The sequence below is a fragment of the Microbulbifer mixtoriginis (SeqCode) genome (assembly GCF_052468275.1).
This window is the reverse complement of the sequence record NZ_CP174341.1, coordinates 2526849-2551467: the sequence shown is the minus strand read 5'-3', so window position 1 is coordinate 2551467 and position 24619 is coordinate 2526849. Positions and strand designations below refer to the sequence as shown.

The following is a 24619-nucleotide window of genomic DNA, read 5'->3' as shown; positions in this document are numbered from 1 at the left end:
CTAGTTCAGAAAAAATCTCAATGGTGCTGATTACTTAATGAGCTACAGCAAAACCGAGACTTAACCTTTCCTAACATGGACCACTATGCTGAGACGCTTAATGCTAATTTCCACGCAATTAATTTTTCAGAATTATTTCACAAAAATGTCATCCCTGAATGGGTAGCCTGTGAGTGTTCTCTGACTTTACCTGCTGGATACGAAAAAATATCGACAGGTTCCTGAAAAATGACAACAACATTAGCTTAAAATTTTTTCTGCCAAAAAAGAAAAAGCCAGCAACGCTGGTAAGAATTGCTGGCCTTAACTGATCAAAAAGTGACTTTAGGATTGGCTTTTATCGCCACGGGTAACCCCCAATGCCTAGACATGGGTCACTCTCAGCCCTCCCCCCTCAAAAAAGCGCTCAAAAAATACGCTAATAAATCCAGTGATAACAATTGCCAACAGTAATAACCACAAGAAGTCCCGGGGCTTATCCTGAGCTGCGGGCTCTTTTACTTCTTCTAGTTTCTGCCCACTAACTTGCTGAGACGCGGGAGCGCTGGCAGCGACATTATCTACCGTCTGGCCACTCACAAGCGGGGCAAGACCAAATCCAAGGGCCTGCTGATTCACAAAGTCAGTAAATTTCTCATTGTCTGTTGCTACGTCGTGCTGGTTGGCGAGCTCGGTGTAAGTCTCCACCATTTTCCTTAGCGTTTCTGCATCGGCAGGCCAGTAGCCTTTGCGCACAGCCTCCAGCATACGCTCCAGCATTTGTGCCAGGGCTTCCGCATTGTGCTCCTCAAAGAACTCACGCATATCCATTTGGTATTTATCCTCCACGTAGACCTCAAACATCTCCTGCCATTGGTAGTCGCGGATGGTTTCCGGAGTCATCACCTCCCAGCCCCACATGTTGTTCACGCGATCCAAGATTGCCGTTGCGCCGGCATAGCCGGATTCCTGCATCGCCTCAATCCAACGGGGATGGAAATAACGGCTACGCATTTCCTGATTGACAAATTCTCCCAGGGTCTGGGTTTTAATGTTGTCCTTGCGACGCAAGTTGGAGACATACATTTCGGGTGTCTTACCGTCGAGATTGCGCACCGCAAGCCCCATACCACCAAAATACTGGAAAGGGTCGTCATTAGTCATCATTGCGTAGAGATTGGTGGAGCGCGAGAATATCACTCCATCGGTACCGGAAAGCACCTTGCTATAAAGTGCAACATTGCGCTGGTCCTCGCTCCAACGGGACTCATCCTTGCCATAGGCAAACCCCATGCGGCGCATATACAGATCGGCCAGCTTGTCGTCTGTCTCCCAGCTGTCGGAAGCCAGGCTGGCACCATTCAAGCCGGTACCGTAATTGCCACTTTCATTGGAGAAAATGCGTACAGAGGAAAGATAGCGGGCATCTTCTTCGGAACTGCCTTCTTCCTTTAGTTGCTTTAATAAGGCCTGGCTGTGGCGATAAACAAAGTTGTTCTCCTCCTTCATCTGCGCCACTTTATCGATGGCTTCCGCCAGCCACAGCATCACATTAGGGAAAGCATCGCGGTAAAGGCCCGTAGCAGAGATCACCACATCGATACGAGGGCGCTTTAGCTCTGAATAGGGAATCACCTCAGTTCCAGTAACATTGCCCTGCTGATTCCATTTGGGCTTGAGACCCAGCGCATGCAGTATTTGCGCTTCCAACGCACCCTGGTGACGCATCGTCTCCAGGGACCAAAGGGAAAATGCCAGCTTATCCGGGAAACGACCGTGTTTTTCCCGATAGTCGGCAATAGTTTGTTCCATCAGTTGAACGCCGGCCTCATAAGCCTCCTTGGACGGCACCTTGGCAGGGTTGAATCCAATCAGGTTGCGACCGGTAGGCACTGCCTGCGGGTTGCGAATAGGGTCACCCCCATAGCTCACCGGAATGTACTCACCGTCGAGCGCCAGCATCAGGTTTTGTAGCTCAGCGATACCGGCAAAGTTATCGGCATACTCCCGGCCCTGCTGCAGGTAATTTTGCAGCTCTTCAGAAAGTTCTGGCAACTTGCGGCCAGCCAGGTAGGCATTTAACAGCTGATAACCCGGCTGTGCTTCCAAGGCGACTACATTGCGTTCATCCAGCACCTGATCCTGCGGCAAACTCAGGCCCTGCTCGCTCTCATATTGGCCGGCGGCGGAGATAAAGTTTTCACCCAGCATTTGCAGCATGGTGCTGGTGAGATGCTCTGACTTGGGCAGCTGACCAAAACGATGGATACCCAGTGGCTGGCTCATTTCAGCCAGTTGGGCCAAGTGGTCCTGAAAACGACTGAGCTGGCCATCGAAATCAGCCTGCAAGGTTTCAGCGTTGATTTCTAAATCCTTGAGCATATTCAGCTTGTCCGCCAGGGCGATAATACGCTCCTGGGTATTCAGCCGGGTTTGCCCTTCTTCCAGTATCAGGTAATTACCAATCAACTCAGAGAGTTCGGCCACTTCGGCATAAAGACCCGCTTTAGCGAAGCCCGGTGTTAAATGGCTGATCATCGTCGCACGTCCGCGACGCTTGGCCTGCATAGCTTCGCCTACATTATCAATAATGTAGGGATAAAATACCGGGATATTACCCAGAGCCAAATTTGGGGCGTCGTACACAGAGAGTCCACGCTCCTTACCGGTTAGCCACTCCTGGGAACCATGTGTCCCCAAGTGAATATAGGCATCGGCCCCGAAAGTTTTGCGCGCGTAGAGATAAACCGCCAGGTAAGCATGGTTTACCGGCGTTTTCATATCGTGATAGAGGGAGGCGTGATCTTTGGCATTCTCCGCACGCACCCCCTGCGGCAGGACAATCAGGTTACCCAATGTCATACGTGGGATCACAAACGCCCGCTCACCATTATGGTCTGCCAACATGGCATTATCTTCCGGCTTACCCCACCGCTCCACAATGGGATCACGTATAGAGGCCGGCAAACGATTAAACCAATCGACATAGGTGGAAAGTGGCATCCAGTCCGCCAAACCTTTATCAATCAGTGCCACGCTGTCTTCACGGCGATAATAAGGGCGCAGCAATTGGCCCGCCCAGGTAATCAGGGTCTTGGAGTCCTGCTTTTCTATTTGATAGCCACGCTCCGCCATGGCTTTGGCGATAGACTCAATAGAAGAAGGGACATCGAGGAAGGCCGCACCAATATTCTTCTCACCGGGAGGGTAGTTCCAGATAAAGGTAGCCACTTTTTTCTGGTTGTTTTTTTTGTAGCCAAGAGAGGCATGACTCCAGGCGCGTTCCACCAACGCATCGAGCTGGTCTGTCATTACAACCTTATTGCCACCTTCACTTGCGGCAACAATTACCGGATCGATACTACCGGTGTCTTCAGGCATCACCAGGAAGAATGGAGTTAGCGAAGGAGAGACCCCACTATTATCGGCAAGATAATCCGCTTCACTGCCCTCGGTATAGTTCAGGGCATGAATCACCGGGACACCCAACTTTTCGAACTCCGCGCGACGTTTACTCACATAATGGAGAGAGCGGTAATTGATCATCAGATCAACACGTGTTTGCCCCGCTTCGTCTTGCAGTAAATCCGGATAGGAAAGCGGCAGATCCTCACCTTCAAAGAAAAAGGCAAAAGCCTTAGCACCTTTTTCTTCCAGGCCAGTCAAGATGGCATCTACAACCTGCTGCTGCTCGTAATCCACGACTGAGCGATGGATAGCCAAACCTATAACCGGCTGCTCTGCGGATACCTGCAGCCAATTAAAGAAATCCCCTTCGCTGTCAGTCACCAGGCTTGGCAGACGCGGATGATAAAAACCCACTTTAGGCACAATAATTGGGTCGACTACAGGCTGCTCAGAGAGGCCAAAGACTTTGGAGGAGAGGAACTGCATCAAGTGCCGGTAGTTCTGACGCCCAGCATTATTGAAATACGCAGCGATGGATTGGTGCTGTTCAACAGTCAGCCCCTGATTCATGGAGGCGTTATCGGCATCTCCCAGGGAAAGCACAGGCACTTTGGGGAACTGGGTTAGTAGCGGCTGGTATTTCCCAAACATAAATTGGGAGAGTGCCGGATTGATACCGTCAAGCATCACCAGGCTAGAGGAACCCCAGGCCTGCGCTATTTGCTCTTCACTCTTCCCTTTGCTGTTAAATATCTCCAGGGTAAACGGCTGGTCCGCAGCCAAATCAGATAACAGCTCCCCCTTGGCTTTCGCGGTATGGCTGGACATCATCAGCAAAACTTTGGGTTTATCGTTAGCCTGCACCATCATCGTAGTGAAGGCTATTACGACGAAGCATGCCAATTGCATACAAACCTTCTTCAACATGACTATTTACCCCCTACAGCCTTGTCTTTTGCAGACTCTTCTTTTCCTTCCGGTACATAGACCAGGCTGCCGTCTGCCATCTGGTAAGCAACACCAGCGCGAGTGCCCTCTCCGGAACCAATTTCACCAGTGGATTTGTACTGCTTAATTTCTTCCCCATCTTTTACGATGACTTCCATATTGGGCTCACCGGCATTTTTGATGACTGTGACCTTTTCATTGGAAAACACGTTTAGCGGGTTTTGTGCGATAGCGATAAGCAGTGCGGCAATAATCACCAGAAAAACATCAATCAAGTTAACCGCACTCAAAATCGGGTTGAGCTCTTCATCTTCATCCAGGAAGCGCATTAAACAGCCTCCTTCAATTTGCGAATGTTAATTAGCTCAGCAGCAAACCAACGCTTCTTTACCGAGGCCGGCCAGAAGGTCAGGGTAGAAATTGCGAGGCCCCAGATCACAGCAGCAAAAGCGATAATCAGGTTTTCACTGATCCCCTGGATATTGCCATCGGCCAAGGCTCGCAACGCCGGCCCCATCGGGATCATGGTGGCGATCAAGCCCAACATGGGGGCAATGCGTGTAGCCATACGCAGCATCTCCAACTTTTTCAGTGCAAAAACTTCCAACTCGTCATCACATGCCAAAGGGTGTCGCACGTAATAGTTGTGCACCTGAAAGCCTGGCAGCTCCTCTTTCCGACCTTGCTTTAAGGCCAAGCTGTAGGTGCCAGCATTGCGGCGTCGCAGCAGCCATAGAGAGATAAAGCGTCCCGTTGCGTAAAGTGCGTAGATAAAAAGAACCAGAATCGCCAGTAATACTGGGGCCATAAACAAATCAGCCACATCGGCCATCAGGTTCTCAATTATCGAAATATTCATTGCAAGTCTCCTCAGCCCAGCACTTTCGTTCTGTATTAATGGCCGCGGAAACTAACGGAACTCCCTATCAACGTCAAATTTAATCTAATTGATAGTGATTCGCATTTAGCTTTACATTAAGAAAATCATCCCTATAATCCCCCCTCAATCGGCGCCAGTGGTGAGCAACCAACCACTGCCGACCAACAAGAGCAGAAGTACAGAAATTACCTCAAGGACAACACCATGAAACTTCGCCCAATTGCAGCGGCCATACTGGGCCTGGCTTCCGTCGCTAACCTGCATGCCGAAACTTCAGGTTCAGAAGCCAACAGCGACCTGGAACTGATTGTGGTCAGCGGCCGCGCGGAAAAGCCGCTGAAAGATGTCGCAGGAAGTGTTTCTGTTGTCACCAATGAGGACATCGAACAGCTTCAGCTGAACGATATGAATCAGCTGTTCCAATACGAGCCCGGAGTTGAAGTAACCGGCGCCGCCGGCAGTGCACAAAATATCCTGGTACGCGGCATGGGTGGCGACCGGGTACTGATTATCAAAGACGGTATGCGGGTTAACGAAGGCTATGGAGCCAATGGTAAAAATGACATCGTGGGCCGCGGCTTTATTGAAATAGATACCCTGAAACAGGTAGAGGTGGCCAAGGGCGCTGCGTCTTCTTTATACGGTTCTGACGCGCTTGCCGGCATCGTGGTATTCACCACCAAAGATGCCAGCGACTACTTAAAGGACGGAGAGCAATTCGGCGGTGCGATCAAAACCGGATACACCGGTATTACCACTCAATCACACATCTCCCCTACCCTGGCTCTGCGCACCGGCAACTTTGAACAACTACTGCATACCACCTTCCGCGATGGAGAGGAGCAACAAAATTTCGACGAAAGCCAGGCCCCCTTCGAAATTGAGTCAAAGAGCCTGCTTTACAAGGCCAAGTACAACCTTGGTGGTGAGGACTTTGTCAGTTTCAGCATTGATCACTGGAATCAGGAAAGCACCGGCGACAGCGCCGACGGCCTGCTTCACTACTTCCGCGGGCTGGCCGATTACGGCTACAGCGTCGTCAAGGAAAAATCAATCTCCGATAAAGAGGTCCGCGCTTACCAGCTGCGTTACCACAGCGAGACTCCCAGTGCAGTCTATGACCAGCTGAATATTAGCCTGTATAAAAACGAATCCGAACAGCAAGATGAACAGTATGGCCAGCTGGACGTCAATGCCCCAATGTTTGGAGTTTTTGAAATCCGTGATATGTGGGAAACTGGCCTTTATAGCCAAGATACTATTGGCTTCCTCTCCAATGCCAGCAAGACTCTGAGCGAGACCCACACGCTGGGATACGGCCTAGACCTGGAAAAAACCGAAAGCCGCCGTACCCTACTCCAGTACCGCGAAGTGGCTGGTACATCCACAATGAATATCCCAACAGAAAAGTTCCCAGAAAATGCAGTCTCCCGTGCGGGATTATTCCTGAACGATGAAATGACTTTTGCCAATGGACAGCTGATTGTAACCCCAGGGGTACGCTACGATTGGTACGAAATGGACCCCGATGGTGCAGAAAAAGCTGACGGTACTCCTTTTGCCACGATTGAGGAGAGCAACCTCTCCTTCAATCTGGGAGCCCTCTACAAAATCAACTCTCGCTTGTCTGCCTTCATCCAATACGGCCAGGGTTTCAAAGTACCAGCCTACGATCTGGCATATATCGAGCACTATAAACAACCAACTTCTACTTATGCTTACGAGGTATTACCGGCTGATGATCTGTCTCCAGAAACCAGCGACTCTTTCGAACTCGGGCTGCGTGGACACCTGGGCCCCATTGCCTTCAGCGCTGCCGCCTTCACTACCGAGTACGATGACTTCCTCCAAACTGAACTCATAGACAGCGAAACTTTCTTCAACAACGATGGCAGTTTCTCGCACGTGTTTGAGCAATACCAATACCAAAACATAGACTCAGTGACGATCAAAGGAGTGGAGCTGAGCGCAAATTGGTACCTATCTCCAGCGTTCGAGCTATTTGCTAATGCCAGCTATCAACGCGGTGAAAACGATACCACCGGCGAATACCTAACCAGTATCAGCCCGCTTTCCGGTGTCGTTGGTGCCAGCTACACAGGCGCACAACTTTCCAGCCAAGTACTAGTGCGCTGGGCAGACCGCATGGAACATGTCAATGAAGGCGAAACAGGGACTCCAGGCTATGGCTCTGTAGATTGGACTCTGGGCTACCAGCTGATGGAGCAGATGTCTCTCAACCTGGCCGTCAACAACCTGCTCGACAAGGAGTATGTGCCCTACCTAAATGTTGCTGGCTGGGATGAAGACAGTGATATCTACGTAAACTCTGCTCCGGGCCGTACTTTCTCTGCATCCATTAAGTACGATTTCTAAGTTATTAATCCGGCTAATTTGTGGATAGCCGGATTGATACGACGCAAGGAAGCGTCGTCGCTGGTCACGGCCAGCAAAGCCCCTGAAATACAAATCACTCTGCGCTTTTGCGCAATTTCAGAGGCTGAATCAGGTAGGTCACGGACGACCTTTTTTTGACTAGCGGAGAACGCACCCTCCTTTTCTCATACTCTCCTATAAGTCCCTTGCGGCCGCCCCCATGCGGCCTTTTTTTATTCTGCTGCATCAATAGAATATTTATCTGCGGAAAAAATTAACTAAGAGGCTTAATATCAGGCTGACAATAATCATCGAGACAATTGGAAAATAAAAACGAGTGCGGCTAGATTCAATACGAATATCCCCCGGCAACCGGCCAAACCAGTTAAATAGCCAGGGGGCAAAGTGCAGCGCTATACCAACGACTATCAGGACCAATCCAGTAATTATCAACCAGCGTGACATATCTCTCCTCTCACTTTGCTCTATTCAATTGACAAGAAGAATTTGTTTACCCCACTAACCCCCTTGAGCACGCAGGATTAGGCAGCTACCATAAGTGACCAACTGACACTTAGTGAGGCAATGAACGAGAAAGAATTCCTTGCCGCCTACGACAAGGGCAACTTTGAAGCCCCTCTAGTTACCGTAGATGCCGTCTTGTTTACTTATCAAGATAGTCAACTCAAAGTTTTGCTGGTAGAGCGCTCCAATCATCCCGAACAGGGAAAATGGGCGCTGCCGGGAGGTTTCATTTCCGAGAGCGAAGATAAGACCCTAGAGGATACGGTCACCCGAAAGCTCAAGGAGAAAACCGGAGTTGTTCCCCCTTATGTTGAGCAGCTAGCTACCTTTGGTGGCGGCTCCAGAGATCAGCGGGGCTGGTCTGTAACCATATGTTACACGGCTCTGATCGCTCATCAGGCCTGTGAAAGCGAATTAGAAACCATCTCCGATATCGCCTGGCTGCCTATCGAATAGTTAAGAAAATAAACTTGGCCTTTGACCATCTCAAAATTATTAATAGGGCACATGAGCGTCTTATTCAAAAGGCTCTTTACAGTATTATCCCAGCCTACGCGCTGCCCAGAAAATTCACTCTACCCGAGCTTCAACAGGTGCACGAAGTCATTATCGGCAAGCCTCTACAGAAAAAGTCTTTTCGCAGAAGGATTGATCAGGCAGATCTTCTGATAGATACCGGTGAAAAACGTACTGAGCGAGGTCGCCCGGCCGCGTTGTACAGTTTGCGTCCAGGTTCAGGGAAACATACTTTTGTGCGGAATCTGGAGCAATAGCCCTGCCCCATTGTCCCTAATTTTATTTAGCAATCACTCTCAAGCAGGTATAAGAAGGATTTTCTAGGTGAATATTGAAACGCTAGACAAGGTAAAAGGCTGTTTAGTCGGACTCGCATGCAGTGATGCTGTGGGCACCACGTTGGAGTTTAAGTACAAAGGGGAATTCACTCCTTTATCAGACATGGAAGGTGGAGGCCCATTTGGATTAAAAAAGGGGCATGGACCGATGATACCTCCATGGCGCTCTGCCTGGCCCACAGTTTACTCCAGAAAAAAGGCTTCAGTGCGACTGATCAGATGAATCGTTACTGTAACTGGTACCAGTATGGGTATATGAGCTCTACGGGTGAGTGCTTCGATATTGGTTCAACAGTTTTATCCGCATTAAATCGATATCTGCAAACAGGTGATCCTTTTAGTGGTTCAACATCTACACGCTCGTCAGGTAATGGTTCACTCATGCGCTTAGCGCCTATTCCCATATTTTTTTCTTCAACAGCTTCGGATGCCATTTATTTCGCAGGGAAAAGCTCCAGAACCACTCATGGCTCGGACGAATGCATCGAAAGCTGCCGACTCCTCTGTAATCTTATACTTTCCATATTTATTGGCATCAATAAAAATGAGCTTCTCGCTTCTATCGAACAAACTCCAACTAATGAAAAAGTAAAAACCATTGCCAGTGGGCAATTTCTAGACCAGCACTATGAAGAGTTAACCGGAAGTGGTTACGTTATCGAGCCCCTAATATCGGCGCTTTGGTGTTTTTTCAATACCAATAGTTTTCGGGAAGCCATTCTTTTGGCAGCCAATATTGGCAACGATGCTGATACAACAGCAGCCATTTGCGGACAAATAGCCGGAGCTTACTATGGAGTTTCTGGAATACCTGAGGAATGGGCCCAGCAAATCTCTTTGTCGGAAGAAATTCACACCTTGGCAGAAGATCTCTATAAGGTTGGGCTATCAGTCGCCAATGAATGGTAAAGCCGGTATAAGCCGGCTCTTGAACGCGATGTAATAAGAAGAGCTCAGATAGCTGTTGCCAGCATCCCCTCCTGTGTGGGCATTTCTGCCAGTAAGCGGACGGCCTCAAAATCCTGGTCGACCAACAGCTGGCCATCGTGAGCGCTTCCATAAAACTATATTATAAGAGTTTTACCAACCATCGTTGCGACGAAAGAACTATGGATCAATAGAAGACCTACAAAAGGATCTAGACGAATGGCTCGTATATTACAGTAATGATCGAACTCATCAGGGTAAAAAGTGTTGTGGTCGCACACCGATAGCAACCTTTGAAGAGGGTAAAAGTATCTGGAAGGAGGAGCTCGTAAACTGAATTTGACCTGACAGAGCACCTTCTGAAAAACCGGTGACTGTCAGATCAAGTCTGAACTACAACAGATTAATAATTTGATATGTTTATTTATCTGTCAATTTTGAGCGTTACCGTTACCGTTACCGTTACCGTTACCGTTACCGTTACCGCCACGAGGAGGTTCTGAAATTTCAAGTACCGTCCAATTTTTTGCTAGGAGTTGACCTTGTAAAGTTTCATTCTCATTTCTGACGTAGGCAGCGGGCCCAAACCTTAGATGGTCGGGTCCAACTGGATAAGCTATGAGTGCCCCCGTGTTAGCATAGGTGCTTAAAGAAGTGGCCATTTGGTTGTTTATCAATGGCGCATTTCCATTTTGTCCATATCTAGGATCATAACGCCTTCCTTGTTCTGCAGAAAAACGATAGGGCTGAGCATCAGTATTTAGACGATAGCCTTGATCAGCAAGCTCGGCGCTAATTGCACCTCTCAAAGAGGGGTCGTATGTAAGTAGGTTTTGATCACCAATTAATGATAATTGTTTCTGGGCCCCACCATTGGAATAGAGCCTATCATTAACTTCAATAGGTTCTTCAACTGCTATCATCGTGTCGGGAATATTTAAAATTGCAGTTGCAGTATTTTTTGCAGCTGCTCTTATATCCTGAGATTGTGCGCCATGCCTTTCTCCCATTATAAGAAGTGCACACATGTCTCCTTCATGATACATAAGTATCGGAGGTGGCATTTGAAAGTCGGCTCCAGTGTCCGGTATTTGTGCGAAAGCATCGCTCATTGTGGCGACCACATAAATATTGTACTGATCTATTGCACTCCAAATTGCGCGAGCATTAGGTAATTGGCTAAGTTGTGTTACTGGCATCATTAATTCCTATCTTAAAAAATTACAGAGTGTTCAATAAGCTACATTGACATAGCTAACAGAAGTCTAGGGCTAACTAGAAAGGTTTTTTGTCTTTATGTTTCTCCTTTTTGTATACTCTTGGCATTTACTTTGTATCTTAATCCTTAGCTTGATTACATATACATTTATTTCATGGTGAATAGATCAAGCATTGGAGAAGCCGTTAACGATCGGCGTAGAAAAAAAGATTAACCAAGCCATCTATCCAATCAATCGCCGCCATCTAAATTTCTGGAAATTTTTTCTAGAGAACTATAATTATCTCAATATATAAAAATTTAGTTTCTTGTAAGCGACCTTAAATCACAGCCAAATGGCCGAAATGAAATGGCTGGAAGCGGCCGATAAAAACCGCAAAATCATAATCTGGCTGCATTGCAGCAAGCTCCTGCTGCATTTTCTCTCCCCGGTCTCTCCAGGAAACCCCAGGAGTTATTGCCCTCTAGTCACTAAAGGTCAAATAGAGCGCTATATTAACTTTTATCACTCTTTTGATGGACCATTTCAAGAGCATACTGATAAGCTTCTCTGACATCGTCTTTTAGTGAGTTGACACCTATACCACTTAATACTTCCTTATAGCTGGTATTGGATGGATTCTGAAGCCACTTCATCATCACACTATTTTTTAACATGATATTGCTAAGTCTTTCATCCCTTAACGAGTCAGATTTTCCTTGTAAAATGTGAATTCCTTGTAGCTCTACCGCGTTTCTCACAATTTGCTTGGAAATATTACTCACATCCGGCTGAAAAGTATTTTTAGTCTGATTACTCATTATCTTCTCCTTGCCCCTTTATTTGGTCATCCATCTCAAAGCCTGTAGTTGATATATCCGAAAAGGATTTTGTCAATGCATCGTTAACTTCTCGGCAGATAGCCATGATTGACTGCTGTAGTTCTTCACCCAAGTCAACATCAGTGCCTTGACTGCTAATCAGTTTATCCAGCTGCTCTTCAAAATCCGGAGGGAGGTAACTTTCTCTTGTAGGTTTTGTATTAGGCATAAGTTGAAATCCTTAACGCATGAACATCGAAAGCAACAGCATCAAGAAACTCTGAATCACAGCCACGATCAACTGTATATGTGCAACGATGATTATCAGCAGGAAGATGAGGTTGAATGGTTGGGTCAACCATTTCTGAAAAGCTTTCCCGGCAACTGTAGAGGTTTGCAAGGCTGTATCCCTTACATGATCGGCTGCACTTTGAACCAAAAAAGAGGAAGACATACGCTTCCCTTCTTTTGCCGCCCCCCCCTCGTCTTTCATAAAATTACAAATCAACTATTTTATTTAGCTGTTTAGTCATCAACAACATACGCTGGTTGCGCGCATTAACTTGATCTTGCAGCGTAGTTTCCACAGCGCTATTGATGGAACGCTGCAAGTAAGCACTAGACATCACATCAATCAGCCTCCCCTTCCCTGCGGAGAGCTCCCTAAGCGTTGGTGTATCATCATCCTTTGCCATCTGTTCATCCTTTCAGACAGTAAATTAGAAGGTATCTTTAAATGTGCGCGCCCCAACTGCCGACATTTGCAGGATTGAATTTGCTGTTGCCTGCATTTGAGTTGCGCCGGTATGGGTAAATTCACGTACTTGTAGTTTAGATAGTGCAGACAAATCGCGCAGACCATCTAGATGAAGGCTAAGTGCTGAAGAAGTTGCCATCTGATCAACCACTTTAGTCGCCAGGCGATCTCGGAAAGTATCTCTCATAACTTGCTCCTTTTATTAAGGGGTAGCGATAAACCGCTACCCCTTGAAGGTCAAAAACCTTACTTACCGCCATCCATGATGTAATTTACGGCCTTTGCACCTGCCGCCGCCATTTGCGTCATAGCATTGGAGGTTGCTTGCATTTGTGTTGCACCTGTGTGAGTAAACTCACGAACCTGCAGCTTGGAGAGCGCAGACAGGTCACGTAGACCATCCAGATTCAGGCTTTGTGCTGAAGAACTGGTTGTCTGGTCAGAGACTTTAGGGTCAACACGATCGCGATAAGGGGAAGGTTGAATACCGTCTACAGTATTGGTTTCATCAGACATAATTTTTTCCTTTCAATCAGTTAATTAATCAACCCAGTTATTGGGCTATATCACTGTACGGAAAATCCCAATCACTGATAATCGGGAAACTTTTCTCCATCAGCGATTAGATAGCTGTGCAGTATCTTTCTGCCCCTCCCCTTTACTACCATTACCCAAAATAGCATTTACCGCAGTGGCGCCAGCCGCAGCCATTTGTGTCATGGCATTGGATGTGGCCTGCATCTGGGTAGAACTGGTATGAGTAAATTCACGTACCTGTAATTTGGAAAGTGCAGACAGATCGCGCAATCCATCTAGATTTAGGCTTTTCGCAGCACTTGAAGTGGTTTCATCAGATACTTTGGGGTCGAGCCGATCCCGGTAAGGCGAGGGATCAATTCCTTCCAAGTTGCTATCAGTTTCATCAGACATGTTTTTTCCTTCTCTTAGAGGGTTGCTAGGTATGTAGCCCGATCACTCTAAACCGCGATTTATAACCAGTTAATCGGGAATTGCTTCCTCCTTTTGGCTTAGCGAGACATCGATAGGCTCCAAGATTTAAACCAAGTCAAGGAGCTATCATGAAGTCATTCAATAAAAGTTGGATTTTCCTTCTCTCAGCAATGATCCTCTCAGGAGTCATTATCTATGCCTGCAAGATCCCGAAGAATCGACTCAACAGTATCCTAGCAATAGATACGTTAACTGTCGCCACACGAATGGATGGGGTGGGCTGTTATTATCATCGTGGTCAGCCTGCCGGGCTGGAATGCGATTTACTACAAGCCTATGCAGAGCACCTGGGCGTAAATATTGAATTCAAAAAAGTGTCATCGATTAAAAAAATTTTAACTTTAGTGAAAGAAGGAAACGTAGATATAGCAGCTGCAGATCTTACTCACACCCGCAAACGGGAAAAACAAATAACGTTTAGTCACACATTATTTGAAACACGGGAGGTACTCGTACAGCGCAAAAAAAAAGCTTTAGCAGTATTCAAGGATCTAAAAGGAAAAACACTCACTATTCATCAAGATAGCGCCTATCTTGAAGAAATAGAGGAGAAAGCCCTATCTCAAGAAATTCCCCTGACCTATCCCGGAAACGCAAAAAACATGACAGCAATCAGAATTGGTTTTGCGGATAAAGCAGTATCAATTCTTGAACTCATTGATGCCGTTAGCATGGGGGAAATAGATTTCACTATCGCCGATGAACATATCGTGAATGGAAGTAATGGTTACAGAAATAACTTAGATACCTCGCTGGTATTTGGGGAAAATCGAAAGGTTGCTTTTGCTTTAACTAAGGATAATGATACCTCTCTCCTCGACGACCTCAACAGTTGGCTGAAAAGTGCTGAGGCCCAGACAATACTCCAGAAATTTCTGAGCCAACCGAACAAGCTAAGAATAGGCTACCAACAAGAATATATCCTACCCAACAGCACGCTAAGTCCCTGGGACAAGCTCTTTAAACGCTATGCAATTGAACCTTTCGATTGGGTATGGCTCGCCGCACAAGCATCTACAGAATCCAACTTTAGGCCTAATGCCATATCCCGCGCCGGGGCACAGGGGCTAATGCAGTTAATGCCTGAAACTGCCAATGAAATGGGAGTAAAGGATAACTTTAACCCGGCACAAAATATCCAAGGTGGCTCCAAGTACAATCTGAATCAATATCAACGTTGGATGAATTTACCGAAAAGGGATGCCATGGCCTTTACTTTTGCCTCCTATAACGCAGGTGCAGGACACGTCTTAGATGCCCGCCGACTAGCACTGCAGGATGGGGTGAACCCTAACCAATGGTTCTCAACCAGCAACAGCAAAGGAGTTGAAGATTACATCGTACTCTTGCAAAAAGCAGAGTTCTACAATAGTCCAGAGGTAAAATATGGCTATTGCCGCGGCACGGAAACCCGCCATTATGTGCGCAAAATATTTCAGAGAGAAGCCGCTTATCGATCCCAACTTGAGAGCCTTAAGAAAAACAGTGAAGCAATTCCCGATGATAATACATCACCTCGGAACCACACCATATAAGCTCTGACAATCAGATGAGGAAATGCTCATGAGGGATCAAGACTATCTGGATTTTTATTTCAACTTTGATGGTAACGTAACGCGGCGACAGTTCTGGCTGCTTTTTATAATACCGGTGCTCTGCATTCAGTTTATTACTGGGCTAATATTGGAATATGGCAATTTTAATTTCAGCGATGGAATTTGGAAAACTGCAGAAATATTTATGGCGGTAGTCAGTGTCCCGGTTCAGCTAAGCATAATCTGGGTTTCGCTAACAGTATGCAGCAAACGCCTTCGCAGTTCCGGGCTACCCCGTCGTATGTTGATCGTTGCCATACCAGGCATTGGAGCAATATGGGTTTGCGCAGAGTTATTTTTTGCCCCCAATGCAGCCAGGAATTCAAACAGCGAAAAGTTGCTAGAACCTGAAGACACCTTGTACAACAGACCTGACACTCAGTAGGAAAATAGCGCCTGGCCATCCGCTGGGCGCACTTACATCAAACATTACCATACAGTGCCACCTATCATATCCAGACAACCACCCTCCTAATTAAAAATAATTTCAGCCAGTTTAAAAAAACTTATTTAAAAACACTGACTCCTCTAAGAAAAAACTAATAAATTCTTAGAGCAACAACACCCCACAAGCATTATTAAGGTCCTACATGGAGCCAATTTTTAAGATATAAACTCTACACGTCAATGTAATTCACTTACACAGCAAGTGAATTACATCACAATTCAAAAATAAATTTTTATACTCTTACTTTCTATTTACCTCTTTTAATCAAATAAAGACAAATAGAGCATCCTCATAAGCTGTAAAGTAAAGTCTGTACCGCAAAGAAGATAGGGAGCAAAGAAGCCTCAAGCACCTATATAGACTTCTCTTCCCATAGAATGATAGAAGGGCGTGAGGCATGTGTATTCAACTCTTGAATGCCACCCCTCACCCAATAAACTAACCACTATTCTCTAAAGTGAACATTCTCTTTCATCTTTTAGTATCGCCCTACCTATAAATTACAGCTAAAGAGCATAAAGCACCAAAGGATTGACTCCTAGGAGTATGGGCAAACATTACTCCTCTGATAGCTGCATCAACTTGATTTTAAACGGCTACTAACTTTTATCAGCTCCTCTCCCAGACAATCATTTCAAGATAGCTTGCCTCATAGAACGCCCCTTAAAAGAAGAAAAGTTCAAGTAGAGATCAACCAATGATTAATCCCACCCAACCAAGAAGTATTAAATCATTGACATTTATTGAAAATGTCAACATTCATCATTAACAACGAGCCACCGTAGAACGATGAATTAAAGTATTTGGCTATCGGCTAGCAGGTCAATGCCTTTGGGCCCACATATATTTCCTAAATATCTACAAAGATCAAAAAATCAAAATTCAACCCCGGATACTGCAAACTCCGGTGTTACTTTTTCCCACAACTTGTAAATACTACCTTTCCATTCATCATAAAATCTTTTTTCACTTTCATCCATCCCTAAAAAAATCAAAAGAGCACAAAGCCACACCATAACGCATTGGGAACCATTTCACTCTACGCCAGGGTATATCGTTAATCGTACTCTCGTTGCATGTTATATCTGACAAGGATGACAAAATGCAGCAAGGGAACCAAAACCGCTTTTATAGTGTGGAGATTGATCACAAGAAGCTACCAGATCTGATGCAAGAGCTTATCGAGCTAATTGGCTATAGCGATATGCTTATACTGATAGCTTCTTTTGGAGGGCAGGATGTTTATATCCCTAAATATCCAGAGAGAAGCAAGCTGATAGATATACTACCCATCCAATCCTTGCAAACCCTTAGTGACATCTATGGCGGTACCTATCTCACCTTACCCACATCACGACAAATCGACATTCAGGCACGTAATCGTGAGATTTTACAAGCTTTGCACTTTGGTGAATCTCGATCAGCAGTTGCCAAAAGATTCGGGCTTGGGGTAAGGCAAGTGGCAAATATAAAAGCAACTGCTAAACACAATAATCGTCACTAAGACAAAAGTATTAAAATAGTTTTGTTTGAAATAAAAATATAAAGAGCTGCTTAACACGTTATTTCTATCTCAGCAAATAACAACCCGAACCAGTAGATATGGCTTATTATCCTGCGTAAAACTAAATTATTAGTCGCCTGAGTAACAGCTATTCACCAATGAAAGGAAAAGCAACAAGCTTTCTTTAACTCTAGCCTGTGCCGGTAGTCATTTCTCCTTGGTTGATACATGGAGTACATGTATGCTTGCTTTCAAACAGAAGGGAGTTAACTTCTTTGTTTAGCCTCAATGAGGCTGGGGTAGAATCCGCTGAAACATCAGATTTTCTTGAGAAGAACTCTTTAAGAGTTGCTATAGCCTGCTTGACTATTAAGGCCTGTCAATGTAGATCTTAAACCCTAAAATGAAGGCCATAGCATTAACATAGGTATTACATACCACGCTCAATTAAAATACTGCTTAACCATAAAGTCTATAAATTCCAATTACATATCCTGAACAACTACCCCCCTTAGCTATTTTTTTCACCAAAATAGCTGCTATCCCCCCCGTTATCTGCTATTCATTGACACCCATCTACTCCCACAAGTCAAAAGTATTTTGGCGCCACATCAACTAATTTCACTACCATTATCACAATCTCGATATAAGTAGAAAGCGGAAAAACCTAAAAAATCTTGGGTAAACTATTCTCCTACTACTTTTAGCTGATAGGCTGAAACGGTTGATTACTTCACTATTGAATTTTTACAAAATAAAAAATAGTTCAGTATAGACTAGGTACCACTAAGAAAGAGACTCTTCATGCAATGCGTAGTGCTCATTGCACTAGGCAAATCGATATTGTTGTCAATAGCCCTATTGTTATACTGTTCGGCACACCCACCTACCCCAGGGGTCGCCTAAAGTGAGAAGGGTTTCTTTTTATACAACATTATTAGCGTTCACTTGCACAATCATCTCTGGTGTAAGCTCTGCTGATACTTTTCTTTCCCGGGGCGCGATCCCCGTGATAGACAAAATTAAGATTAGTAAGGTGACAGGCCCTATTCCATATCCATGGGGTATAGCCTTGCTCCCTGATGGCACTCTAATCATCACTCAGCGAGATGGTAAGTTACGCACCATAAGCAACAATACCCTTTCCGAAGCTATTGATTTTCCAGCGCAGGTTTTCTTTGAGGGGCAAGGAGGGCTTCTGGATGTAATTGCCAGCCCAAACTTTGACAAAGACCAGCTACTTTATTTTAGTTACGCTAGTGGCAATACTGAAAGTAACCGCCTAACTATTGGTAAAGGAAGGTGGCAAAGTGGCCAGCTGGTGGACTTTCAAGAGATATTCAAGGCAGCTCAGGGTAAAAAGAATAGCTCACATTTTGGTTCGAGATTTGCCTTTCTCCCTGACGGTACCCTTCTGGCCAGTATTGGGGACGGCGGCAATCCCCCACAGGATTTTCTCGACATCTTTGCCCGTGAGCAGGGACAAAATCTACAAACACATTTTGGCTCAATAATCCGTATTAGCCCCGATGGTTCAGTACCTGATGACAACCCCTTTGTAAATACCAAAGGCGCCCTCCCAGAGATTTGGAGTTTTGGCCACCGCAACCCTCAGGGGCTTGCTATCGACCCTGAAAGCCAGGTTGTCTGGTCCTCAGAGCACGGCCCTGCAGCTGGAGACGAATTAAACCAAGTCCAAAAGGGCGCTAACTACGGTTGGCCTAGAGTGACCTTTGGTAGGGATTATCGGGATGGATCCAATATCTCTTTCAAAATTGCCAGCCCGGAATTTACCTCTCCTTTCCTTGCCTGGATTGATACCCATGCCCCCGGCGGCCTCACCATTTATACTGGCACAGCATTTCCACAGTGGCGTGGTCACCTCCTTTCTGCTGGTTTGGTCACCCAAGACCTGAGGGTAATCAATCCGCAAGGGGATCCGCTGAATATTGAGAAAAGAATTGTCATCGGTGAGCGGGTTCGAGACGCTGAAATCGGAGCAGACGGCAATCTCTACATCATCACCGATGGACCCCAGGGCCATTTACTTCGTATAGAACCCGATCAGTAAGAAGCCCCCTACTCCCACACTCATTAACCCAGTGGCCATTTAATCTACTTTTCAGGGGGCATGAAGCCACCATAGAATGGCCAATAACGAAAACAACAAGGCATTCCAATATGCGTCTAGCCCAAACTTTGGCGGCGACACTACTTGCCGCCACTTCTATCAGCTCCCAGGCAGTGACACTCATCCATAACTTTTCAGGATACCAAACCACGGATAAAGCGTTAATTCAGTTCAATGCCATGGCCTTCGACCAGGGCAAGGTGCTGGAGACTGGTAATTTTACTGAGCTGGATGAAAAGTATTCAGATGCTGAACGGATAGATGCCAAGGGCAAGACCTTATTGCCCGGCCTGATTGATGCTCACGGACATATGCTGGGCCTTGGGCAACTTAATGAGTTACTGGATCTGCGCGACCACTCTCTGGAGGATTCCCTTGCGGCGATAAAACACCAAGCCGAAAGACTGGAACCAGGCCAGTGGCTGCTTGGCCGCGGTTGGAACCAAGTCATCTGGCCCGGTAAACAGTTCCCTAGTCGAGAGCAACTGGACGCTCTGGAGATTGATCATCCCATCTGGTTGCGGCGGGTAGATGGCCACGCAGGCTGGGCAAACTCCAAAGCCCTGCATCTTGCCGGAATCGATAAGAGCACGCAGGCCCCTGAGGGCGGAGAGATTCTGCGGGATAGCGAAGGGGAACCCACTGGGATCTTAATTGACAACGCCATGAGCCTGCTACAACAGGCAGTACCTTCCCCCACCCTAGCCCAGGAAAAAAAGTCCCTGCAAAACGCCTTTACTACGGCACTTTCTCTGGGATTGACCAGTGTGCACGATGCGGGTATCAACGAACAAACCCTCACTGCCTACCGAGAATTAGCCAAGGAAAACGCCATTCCTATGCGGGTTTATCCAATGTTATCGGTGGACAGCCACAACTATATCAAGTTGCTGAAGGCTGGCCATATCGGCAGCCCAGAAACGCGACTCTATATGCGCAGCATTAAATTATCTGCCGATGGTGCCCTGGGCAGCCGTGGCGCAGCGCTTCTGGAACCCTATCACGACCGCCCACAGGAGAAGGGGTTGCTGCTCTACCCAGAGAGCAAAATGTTATCGCTACTGAAACTGGCCACGGATAACAATTTCCAGGTGAACGTACATGCGATTGGCGATAGAGCCAATCATATCGTACTCAACCATCTTGAGGCCCTGGATAAAAAGAAAAGCCAGCAAGAGTATCGCCACCGTGTAGAGCACGCACAGGTTATAGAGGTAAAGGATATTCCCCGCTTCGCACAGCTCAACCTGATTGCCTCCATGCAGCCCACCCACGCCACCAGCGACAAAAATATGGCGGGTGACCGCCTTGGTGATAAACGCCTGATCGGCGCCTACGCCTGGCAAACACTTCTCAACCAGGGCACACCAATAGCAGCTGGCTCCGACTTCCCGGTTGAACCCGCCAACCCTTTGTTTGGCCTTCATGCCGCAGCCACCCGCCGCGACCGCCAGGGTAACCCCAGCAAAGGCTGGCGCACCGAAGAAGCAATGACGCTGGAGCAAGCCCTACGCGCATTTACCCTGGATGCAGCCTATGCCGGCCACCAAGAGAAAATGATTGGCAGTCTTGAAGCAGGGAAATTTGCAGACTTTATTTTATTGGATAAAAATATCTTTAAGATTGACCCTCAGGAAATCTGGAAAGTAAAAGTAATGGAGACCTGGGTTGAGGGGGAAAGGGTTTACCAGAATACATTTTTATAGGCTTGTCTACACTTCTCCTGCCCTGAGTGGTCAACGAATACCCACTGCAGGATTCGGATCCGTAAATTTAAAGGCGCGACTCTACAGATATCGTATTAAAGGGCAGATCTTAGTTCATAGTAAATAGTTACAAGGACTTGCTAGCTCCCTATTTACTTTTTCACAAACAGATCGCTCAGACTAGTCTGAGCGATCTAAGTTGTGCATCGATAAGCTGCAAATTTATCAGCTTTTATCTAAAGCAAGGAAAATATGCCTCAACTTTATAGAAGAAATACTTGCACTAAGATTTATTCGATTAAATTGAAGCAACAAGGACCCTCAATCTTATCATTGCAATTAAGAGCGACTCGTTGCCGATCATTTAGAACAGTTAGATGACCCATCAACTAATATTTTTTTAACTACGCCGCTAGAATCCTCAAATACAAGCTTACAGTTTTCGTCTATACGAAGCGCGGTAACACCTTTACCATGTGTCCCCGACCCCCAAACGGGATGATGGAATCCACCCTCTAATGAACCATAAATTACAAGGTGTCCGTCCCCCTGGAAAACCACCCTTGGAGAGTCATTAGTAGGCCTCCAATTGGGAGAAGTCCATACTCTTTTTTCACACACATAGTAATTCAATTCCCCACCACTAAATTCAAGGCGAGCCTTATTAGTGGCTAGCAGAGTTTCACCATTGTAAAAATTTGTATGTTCTGCTGGCAGGCTATCTGATACTGGCAATTCAGATTGGCCGCAAAAAGCCTGTGTGGTAGTAGTGGTAGTAGTGGTAGTAGTGGTAGTTTGATTGTCCCCCACAGTCAATGCTAACCACACTTTTACCGGTGGACGGTAGGGATCGCTAGGCCCCCTCTCAGAAATGGCAAAACTCTTGATTGCATTATCAAAACCATTCGAAATAGTATTATATGTTCCTCCGTAGAAAAATTGTGGAATCCCACCTTGATCTTCTTCAGTCCATGCTGTTATGTAACAGCAACTCGGAACCACCAGAGAGCTTATTCGGTCATGCCAGTCTTCACTCAAATTTATGGTTCCTCCAAAACTACCCTCAACATTGATGACCTTTGACTCGCCAGTCTTATGCTGGTTGTCATAAACAATCAGAGAAGTACTATCGGGAAACAATTCCGTAATTGCATTTATTAATTGCTGATTTTCATAGGCGTTTCTCGGATACGCAAAGTGATATCCCTCATTAAATTCATTCTGACAGGTCGTCTCGCCTGTATTAAATGTGTTCTCCCCAGCTGTAATCCTCCAGGTATTCCCATCTGTACAAGCAAATCGCGCCTTTTCAGATGTATTACCACTGACATTCCAGCCAGAATTGAGGTAAACACCATCAGAAGCAATAGCCCTCAAGTAACTATCACCAGTTGCATTTCCTCTCATTAGCGGATCCCAACTCCAAACCATTGCGGCAAGGTCATTGTACTCTCCACCAATATGGTCAAGATTAACTAGATTAGCTTGGTTACTTCTGTGAATATTTTGGATTTTATCGAAGTCAAAATCCTTAAAACTCTCCCATGGGTTCTGGGGAGGAATAAAATCATTAGCAATTGATTCTGCACTCCTACCAATATGCCCCAAGCCAGTAAACAGCATGTTATTTAATGTACCGTTAACACTAACATCACGATCTTTATAAATAACCACGCGTTTGCCTTGAGCCAAAACATTTTGCGGAGTTAAATTCTTCGGAATACTACCAATGCCATTGCTTTTATAGACATAATCTCCAATCGTATTGTTAATTGTATCCAACAGCTCAGCACTTGCGTTATCACTATAACCTACATTATTATTTCTATCTTCCAAGTAGATAATAACAACTTGATTCTTAAAAGACGGGTTATCAAGAAAATTTTTTACTTCTAAAAGGCCATCGCTCAAACTCTGATCAACAGTCCCACAAACTGCATGGCATAGTCGAATTCCACTCCTTTCGTAACTCAAATCAAGTTCAATGAATTGAGCCCCCATTCGCAACTGATCATATATACTGATACCCTGGTTAGGCCATGGGTAATTATGAGAGTAAGTATTGTAAGTATTGTGCGACCCCCAAAAACTTTGCTGCGAAAATGGAGTCTTTAAATTGAAATCTCTTTGTAATCTCAATTTTTTATAGGTATCTGATACTATAAAAGTATCCACATCAATAGGATCATAGAATTCAGCATTTGCAGCCAGAGAAAGAGCTAGCAAGGGAAAGTAAATTATTTTTTTCATTTTATTCGGCTTTATATTAATCTAAAAAAAAATTTTATTTCAATCACAAAATATTGTCGCCATTTACAAATACTTTTCAACCATGCCAAATAAGAATATGTAAGATCCTCAAAAAATTCACAACATTAGGGAGCTTATTTACATATTCTCGCCCAGCGTGCTAAAATACGATGCGAATAAATACCTTAGTTAGCCACCTTGGAAACATTAATGATGTGTCACGCCACAACATAACAATAAGCGTCAACATTTAACCGCAAGTGACATGCAAGTAAGAAGTGCGATGTAATTATGATGATATCGGACTTAAAATAATGACACGAAAGACCTGAGCTTATTTCCTTTCATCTAACCATGTTGACCTTCAGTGGATCTGAGCGCTCATACTAGCTTTGTGCTGCACTCAAATGGCAAAACAAACTACTAGCCAAGTCAAAAAATTGCCCCTTAGTAACTTTTCCTATATTTAAGATTCATTTTAGCAATCTATTTTCTAAAAAATATTATTTAAGAACAAAATTCTTAGTATCAACTTTGATGCGCAACACTACATACGCAGTATTAAATTATCTACCGATGGTGCCCTGGGCAGGCGTGGCGAGGCGCTTCTGGAATACTATCACGACTACTGATAGGAGAAAGGGTTGCAGCTCTACCCAGAGAGAAAACTGTTATCGCTACTAAAGCTGGCCATTGATAACAATTTTCAGGCAAACGAACATGAAATTGGCTGTAGAGCCAACCACATCGTACTCAAGGTTCTTGAGACCCTGGATAAAAAGAAAAGTCAGTAAGGATATCGCCAGCGCAGGTGGTTGAGGTGGAGATATTATCCGCTTCCTGCAGCTCCCCCTGATTGCCTCCATACAATAGTAACCCGTCTTGACCACCTGAGTACCCCCACTAGAGGCTGGCGTACCATAGAAGTAATGGCTCTGAGACTTTTTCCCCTGAATGCAGCCTATGCCAGCCATCAGGAAGAAATCATAGGCGACCTACCGCCCAGAAAGTTTTCCGATTTTATCTTTCGAGTTATGAATTGTTGAAATTGACTCACAAGAAATCTGGCAGATATAGGTTTTGCAAACTTGGATTGAAGGAGAGAAAGAATCTCAGCAATAATTATAATTAGCTAAGAGTTATATTCTCTGCATAAATCCCCAGATACTTATCTAAACTCATACTAAAAGTATGTGATCTGGAGCTCCAGCGACCCCAATTATATCTATAATGTTCCATTAAAAGTGGATCTATAGCTTTTCAGTAACAAACTCTCCGAACAAAGAGTTTTACACCAAAA

General features: G+C 45.5%; 22 protein-coding genes and 2 pseudogenes. 11 read left to right on the top strand and 13 right to left on the bottom strand.

Annotated elements, in window-relative coordinates:
* Positions 1-363: 363 nt before the first annotated feature.
* The 3 genes from cobN to ACJJIC_RS11315 are packed head-to-tail and all read right to left on the bottom strand — an operon-like array spanning position 364 to position 5194.
* Positions 364-4296 carry a cobaltochelatase subunit CobN gene (cobN, locus tag ACJJIC_RS11325; RefSeq protein WP_445356938.1) on the bottom strand — a complete coding sequence of 1311 codons (3933 nt, stop codon included), beginning with the start codon at positions 4294-4296 and terminating at the stop codon, positions 364-366.
* A gap of 20 nt (positions 4297-4316) precedes the next feature.
* The gene (locus tag ACJJIC_RS11320) at positions 4317-4664 is read right to left on the bottom strand and encodes a DUF2149 domain-containing protein (RefSeq protein WP_020414951.1); all 348 of its coding nucleotides are present in this window, start codon (positions 4662-4664) and stop codon (positions 4317-4319) included.
* Positions 4664-5194 carry a MotA/TolQ/ExbB proton channel family protein gene (locus tag ACJJIC_RS11315; RefSeq protein WP_444885322.1) on the bottom strand — a complete coding sequence of 177 codons (531 nt, stop codon included), beginning with the start codon at positions 5192-5194 and terminating at the stop codon, positions 4664-4666. The genes ACJJIC_RS11320 and ACJJIC_RS11315 overlap by 1 nt, the downstream gene beginning before the upstream one ends.
* 225 nt (positions 5195-5419) lie before the next feature.
* Between ACJJIC_RS11315 and ACJJIC_RS11310 the strand changes: the two genes are divergently transcribed.
* Entirely contained in the window at positions 5420-7591 is a 2172-nt protein-coding gene (locus tag ACJJIC_RS11310) for a TonB-dependent hemoglobin/transferrin/lactoferrin family receptor (RefSeq protein WP_445356937.1), read from the top strand.
* A gap of 258 nt (positions 7592-7849) precedes the next feature.
* On the opposite strand, the gene ACJJIC_RS11305 is transcribed toward ACJJIC_RS11310, so the two are convergent.
* Positions 7850-8056 (bottom strand): DUF2905 domain-containing protein, encoded by a 207-nt coding sequence (locus ACJJIC_RS11305; protein ID WP_252085488.1) that lies wholly within the window; start codon positions 8054-8056, stop codon positions 7850-7852.
* Positions 8057-8176: 120 nt separating this feature from the next.
* Here ACJJIC_RS11305 and ACJJIC_RS11300 point away from each other — a divergent pair, with 120 nt between their 5' ends.
* The 4 genes and pseudogenes from ACJJIC_RS11300 to ACJJIC_RS11285 all read left to right on the top strand — a co-directional run.
* The gene (locus tag ACJJIC_RS11300) at positions 8177-8572 is read left to right on the top strand and encodes an NUDIX domain-containing protein (RefSeq protein WP_444909918.1); all 396 of its coding nucleotides are present in this window, start codon (positions 8177-8179) and stop codon (positions 8570-8572) included.
* A gap of 14 nt (positions 8573-8586) precedes the next feature.
* Positions 8587-8889: an NrtR DNA-binding winged helix domain-containing protein gene (locus tag ACJJIC_RS11295; RefSeq protein WP_444909919.1), complete on the top strand. Its 303-nt coding sequence runs from the start codon at positions 8587-8589 to the stop codon at positions 8887-8889.
* A gap of 67 nt (positions 8890-8956) precedes the next feature.
* Positions 8957-9879 (top strand): annotated as a pseudogene (locus tag ACJJIC_RS11290) (ADP-ribosylglycohydrolase family protein).
* A 124-nt stretch (positions 9880-10003) separates the two neighbouring features.
* Positions 10004-10234: pseudogene (locus ACJJIC_RS11285) on the top strand (IS481 family transposase); the annotation flags it as partial.
* A 94-nt stretch (positions 10235-10328) separates the two neighbouring features.
* On the opposite strand, the gene ACJJIC_RS11280 reads toward ACJJIC_RS11285, so the two are convergent.
* From ACJJIC_RS11280 to ACJJIC_RS11245, 8 genes are all read right to left on the bottom strand, one after another.
* Positions 10329-11096, bottom strand: a complete 768-nt coding sequence (locus tag ACJJIC_RS11280; protein ID WP_445356935.1) for a hypothetical protein — start codon at positions 11094-11096, stop codon at positions 10329-10331.
* A 515-nt stretch (positions 11097-11611) separates the two neighbouring features.
* Positions 11612-11917, bottom strand: coding sequence for a hypothetical protein (locus ACJJIC_RS11275; RefSeq protein WP_252085484.1), 306 nt, complete (start codon positions 11915-11917; stop codon positions 11612-11614).
* Positions 11910-12146: a hypothetical protein gene (locus ACJJIC_RS11270; RefSeq protein ID WP_444885327.1), complete on the bottom strand. Its 237-nt coding sequence runs from the start codon at positions 12144-12146 to the stop codon at positions 11910-11912. The genes ACJJIC_RS11275 and ACJJIC_RS11270 overlap by 8 nt, the downstream gene beginning before the upstream one ends.
* A 12-nt stretch (positions 12147-12158) precedes the next feature.
* Positions 12159-12410 (bottom strand): hypothetical protein, encoded by a 252-nt coding sequence (locus tag ACJJIC_RS11265; RefSeq protein WP_252085482.1) that lies wholly within the window; start codon positions 12408-12410, stop codon positions 12159-12161.
* 4 nt (positions 12411-12414) lie between these two features.
* Positions 12415-12612 carry a hypothetical protein gene (locus ACJJIC_RS11260; RefSeq protein WP_152453974.1) on the bottom strand — a complete coding sequence of 66 codons (198 nt, stop codon included), beginning with the start codon at positions 12610-12612 and terminating at the stop codon, positions 12415-12417.
* A gap of 24 nt (positions 12613-12636) precedes the next feature.
* Positions 12637-12861: a hypothetical protein gene (locus ACJJIC_RS11255; RefSeq protein WP_444888690.1), complete on the bottom strand. Its 225-nt coding sequence runs from the start codon at positions 12859-12861 to the stop codon at positions 12637-12639.
* A 59-nt stretch (positions 12862-12920) separates the two neighbouring features.
* Positions 12921-13190, bottom strand: coding sequence for a hypothetical protein (locus ACJJIC_RS11250; RefSeq protein ID WP_152453976.1), 270 nt, complete (start codon positions 13188-13190; stop codon positions 12921-12923).
* 99 nt (positions 13191-13289) lie between these two features.
* Positions 13290-13604 carry a hypothetical protein gene (locus ACJJIC_RS11245; RefSeq protein ID WP_252085480.1) on the bottom strand — a complete coding sequence of 105 codons (315 nt, stop codon included), beginning with the start codon at positions 13602-13604 and terminating at the stop codon, positions 13290-13292.
* Positions 13605-13753: 149 nt separating this feature from the next.
* Here ACJJIC_RS11245 and ACJJIC_RS11240 point away from each other — a divergent pair, with 149 nt between their 5' ends.
* The 5 genes from ACJJIC_RS11240 (at position 13754) to ACJJIC_RS11220 (ending at position 21069) form a co-directional block, all read left to right on the top strand.
* Positions 13754-15220: an MltF family protein gene (locus tag ACJJIC_RS11240; protein WP_445356934.1), complete on the top strand. Its 1467-nt coding sequence runs from the start codon at positions 13754-13756 to the stop codon at positions 15218-15220.
* A gap of 28 nt (positions 15221-15248) precedes the next feature.
* Positions 15249-15665, top strand: coding sequence for a DUF805 domain-containing protein (locus tag ACJJIC_RS11235; RefSeq protein ID WP_444885329.1), 417 nt, complete (start codon positions 15249-15251; stop codon positions 15663-15665).
* A 1165-nt stretch (positions 15666-16830) separates the two neighbouring features.
* The gene (locus ACJJIC_RS11230; RefSeq protein WP_444885330.1) at positions 16831-17232 is read left to right on the top strand and encodes a hypothetical protein; all 402 of its coding nucleotides are present in this window, start codon (positions 16831-16833) and stop codon (positions 17230-17232) included.
* Positions 17233-18241: 1009 nt separating this feature from the next.
* On the top strand, positions 18242-19303 hold the full coding sequence (locus ACJJIC_RS11225; protein WP_444898499.1) for a PQQ-dependent sugar dehydrogenase: 1062 nt from the start codon (positions 18242-18244) through the stop codon (positions 19301-19303).
* 110 nt (positions 19304-19413) lie between these two features.
* Positions 19414-21069, top strand: a complete 1656-nt coding sequence (locus tag ACJJIC_RS11220) for an amidohydrolase (RefSeq protein ID WP_445356933.1) — start codon at positions 19414-19416, stop codon at positions 21067-21069.
* Positions 21070-21429: 360 nt separating this feature from the next.
* Here ACJJIC_RS11220 and ACJJIC_RS11215 read toward each other — a convergent pair whose 3' ends face one another.
* Positions 21430-23319 carry a phosphatidylinositol-specific phospholipase C domain-containing protein gene (locus tag ACJJIC_RS11215; protein ID WP_445356932.1) on the bottom strand — a complete coding sequence of 630 codons (1890 nt, stop codon included), beginning with the start codon at positions 23317-23319 and terminating at the stop codon, positions 21430-21432.
* A 644-nt stretch (positions 23320-23963) separates the two neighbouring features.
* Here ACJJIC_RS11215 and ACJJIC_RS11210 point away from each other — a divergent pair.
* A complete protein-coding gene (locus tag ACJJIC_RS11210) occupies positions 23964-24113 on the top strand; it encodes a hypothetical protein (protein ID WP_444888684.1) in 150 nt (49 codons plus the stop codon).
* Positions 24114-24619 lie beyond the last annotated feature (506 nt).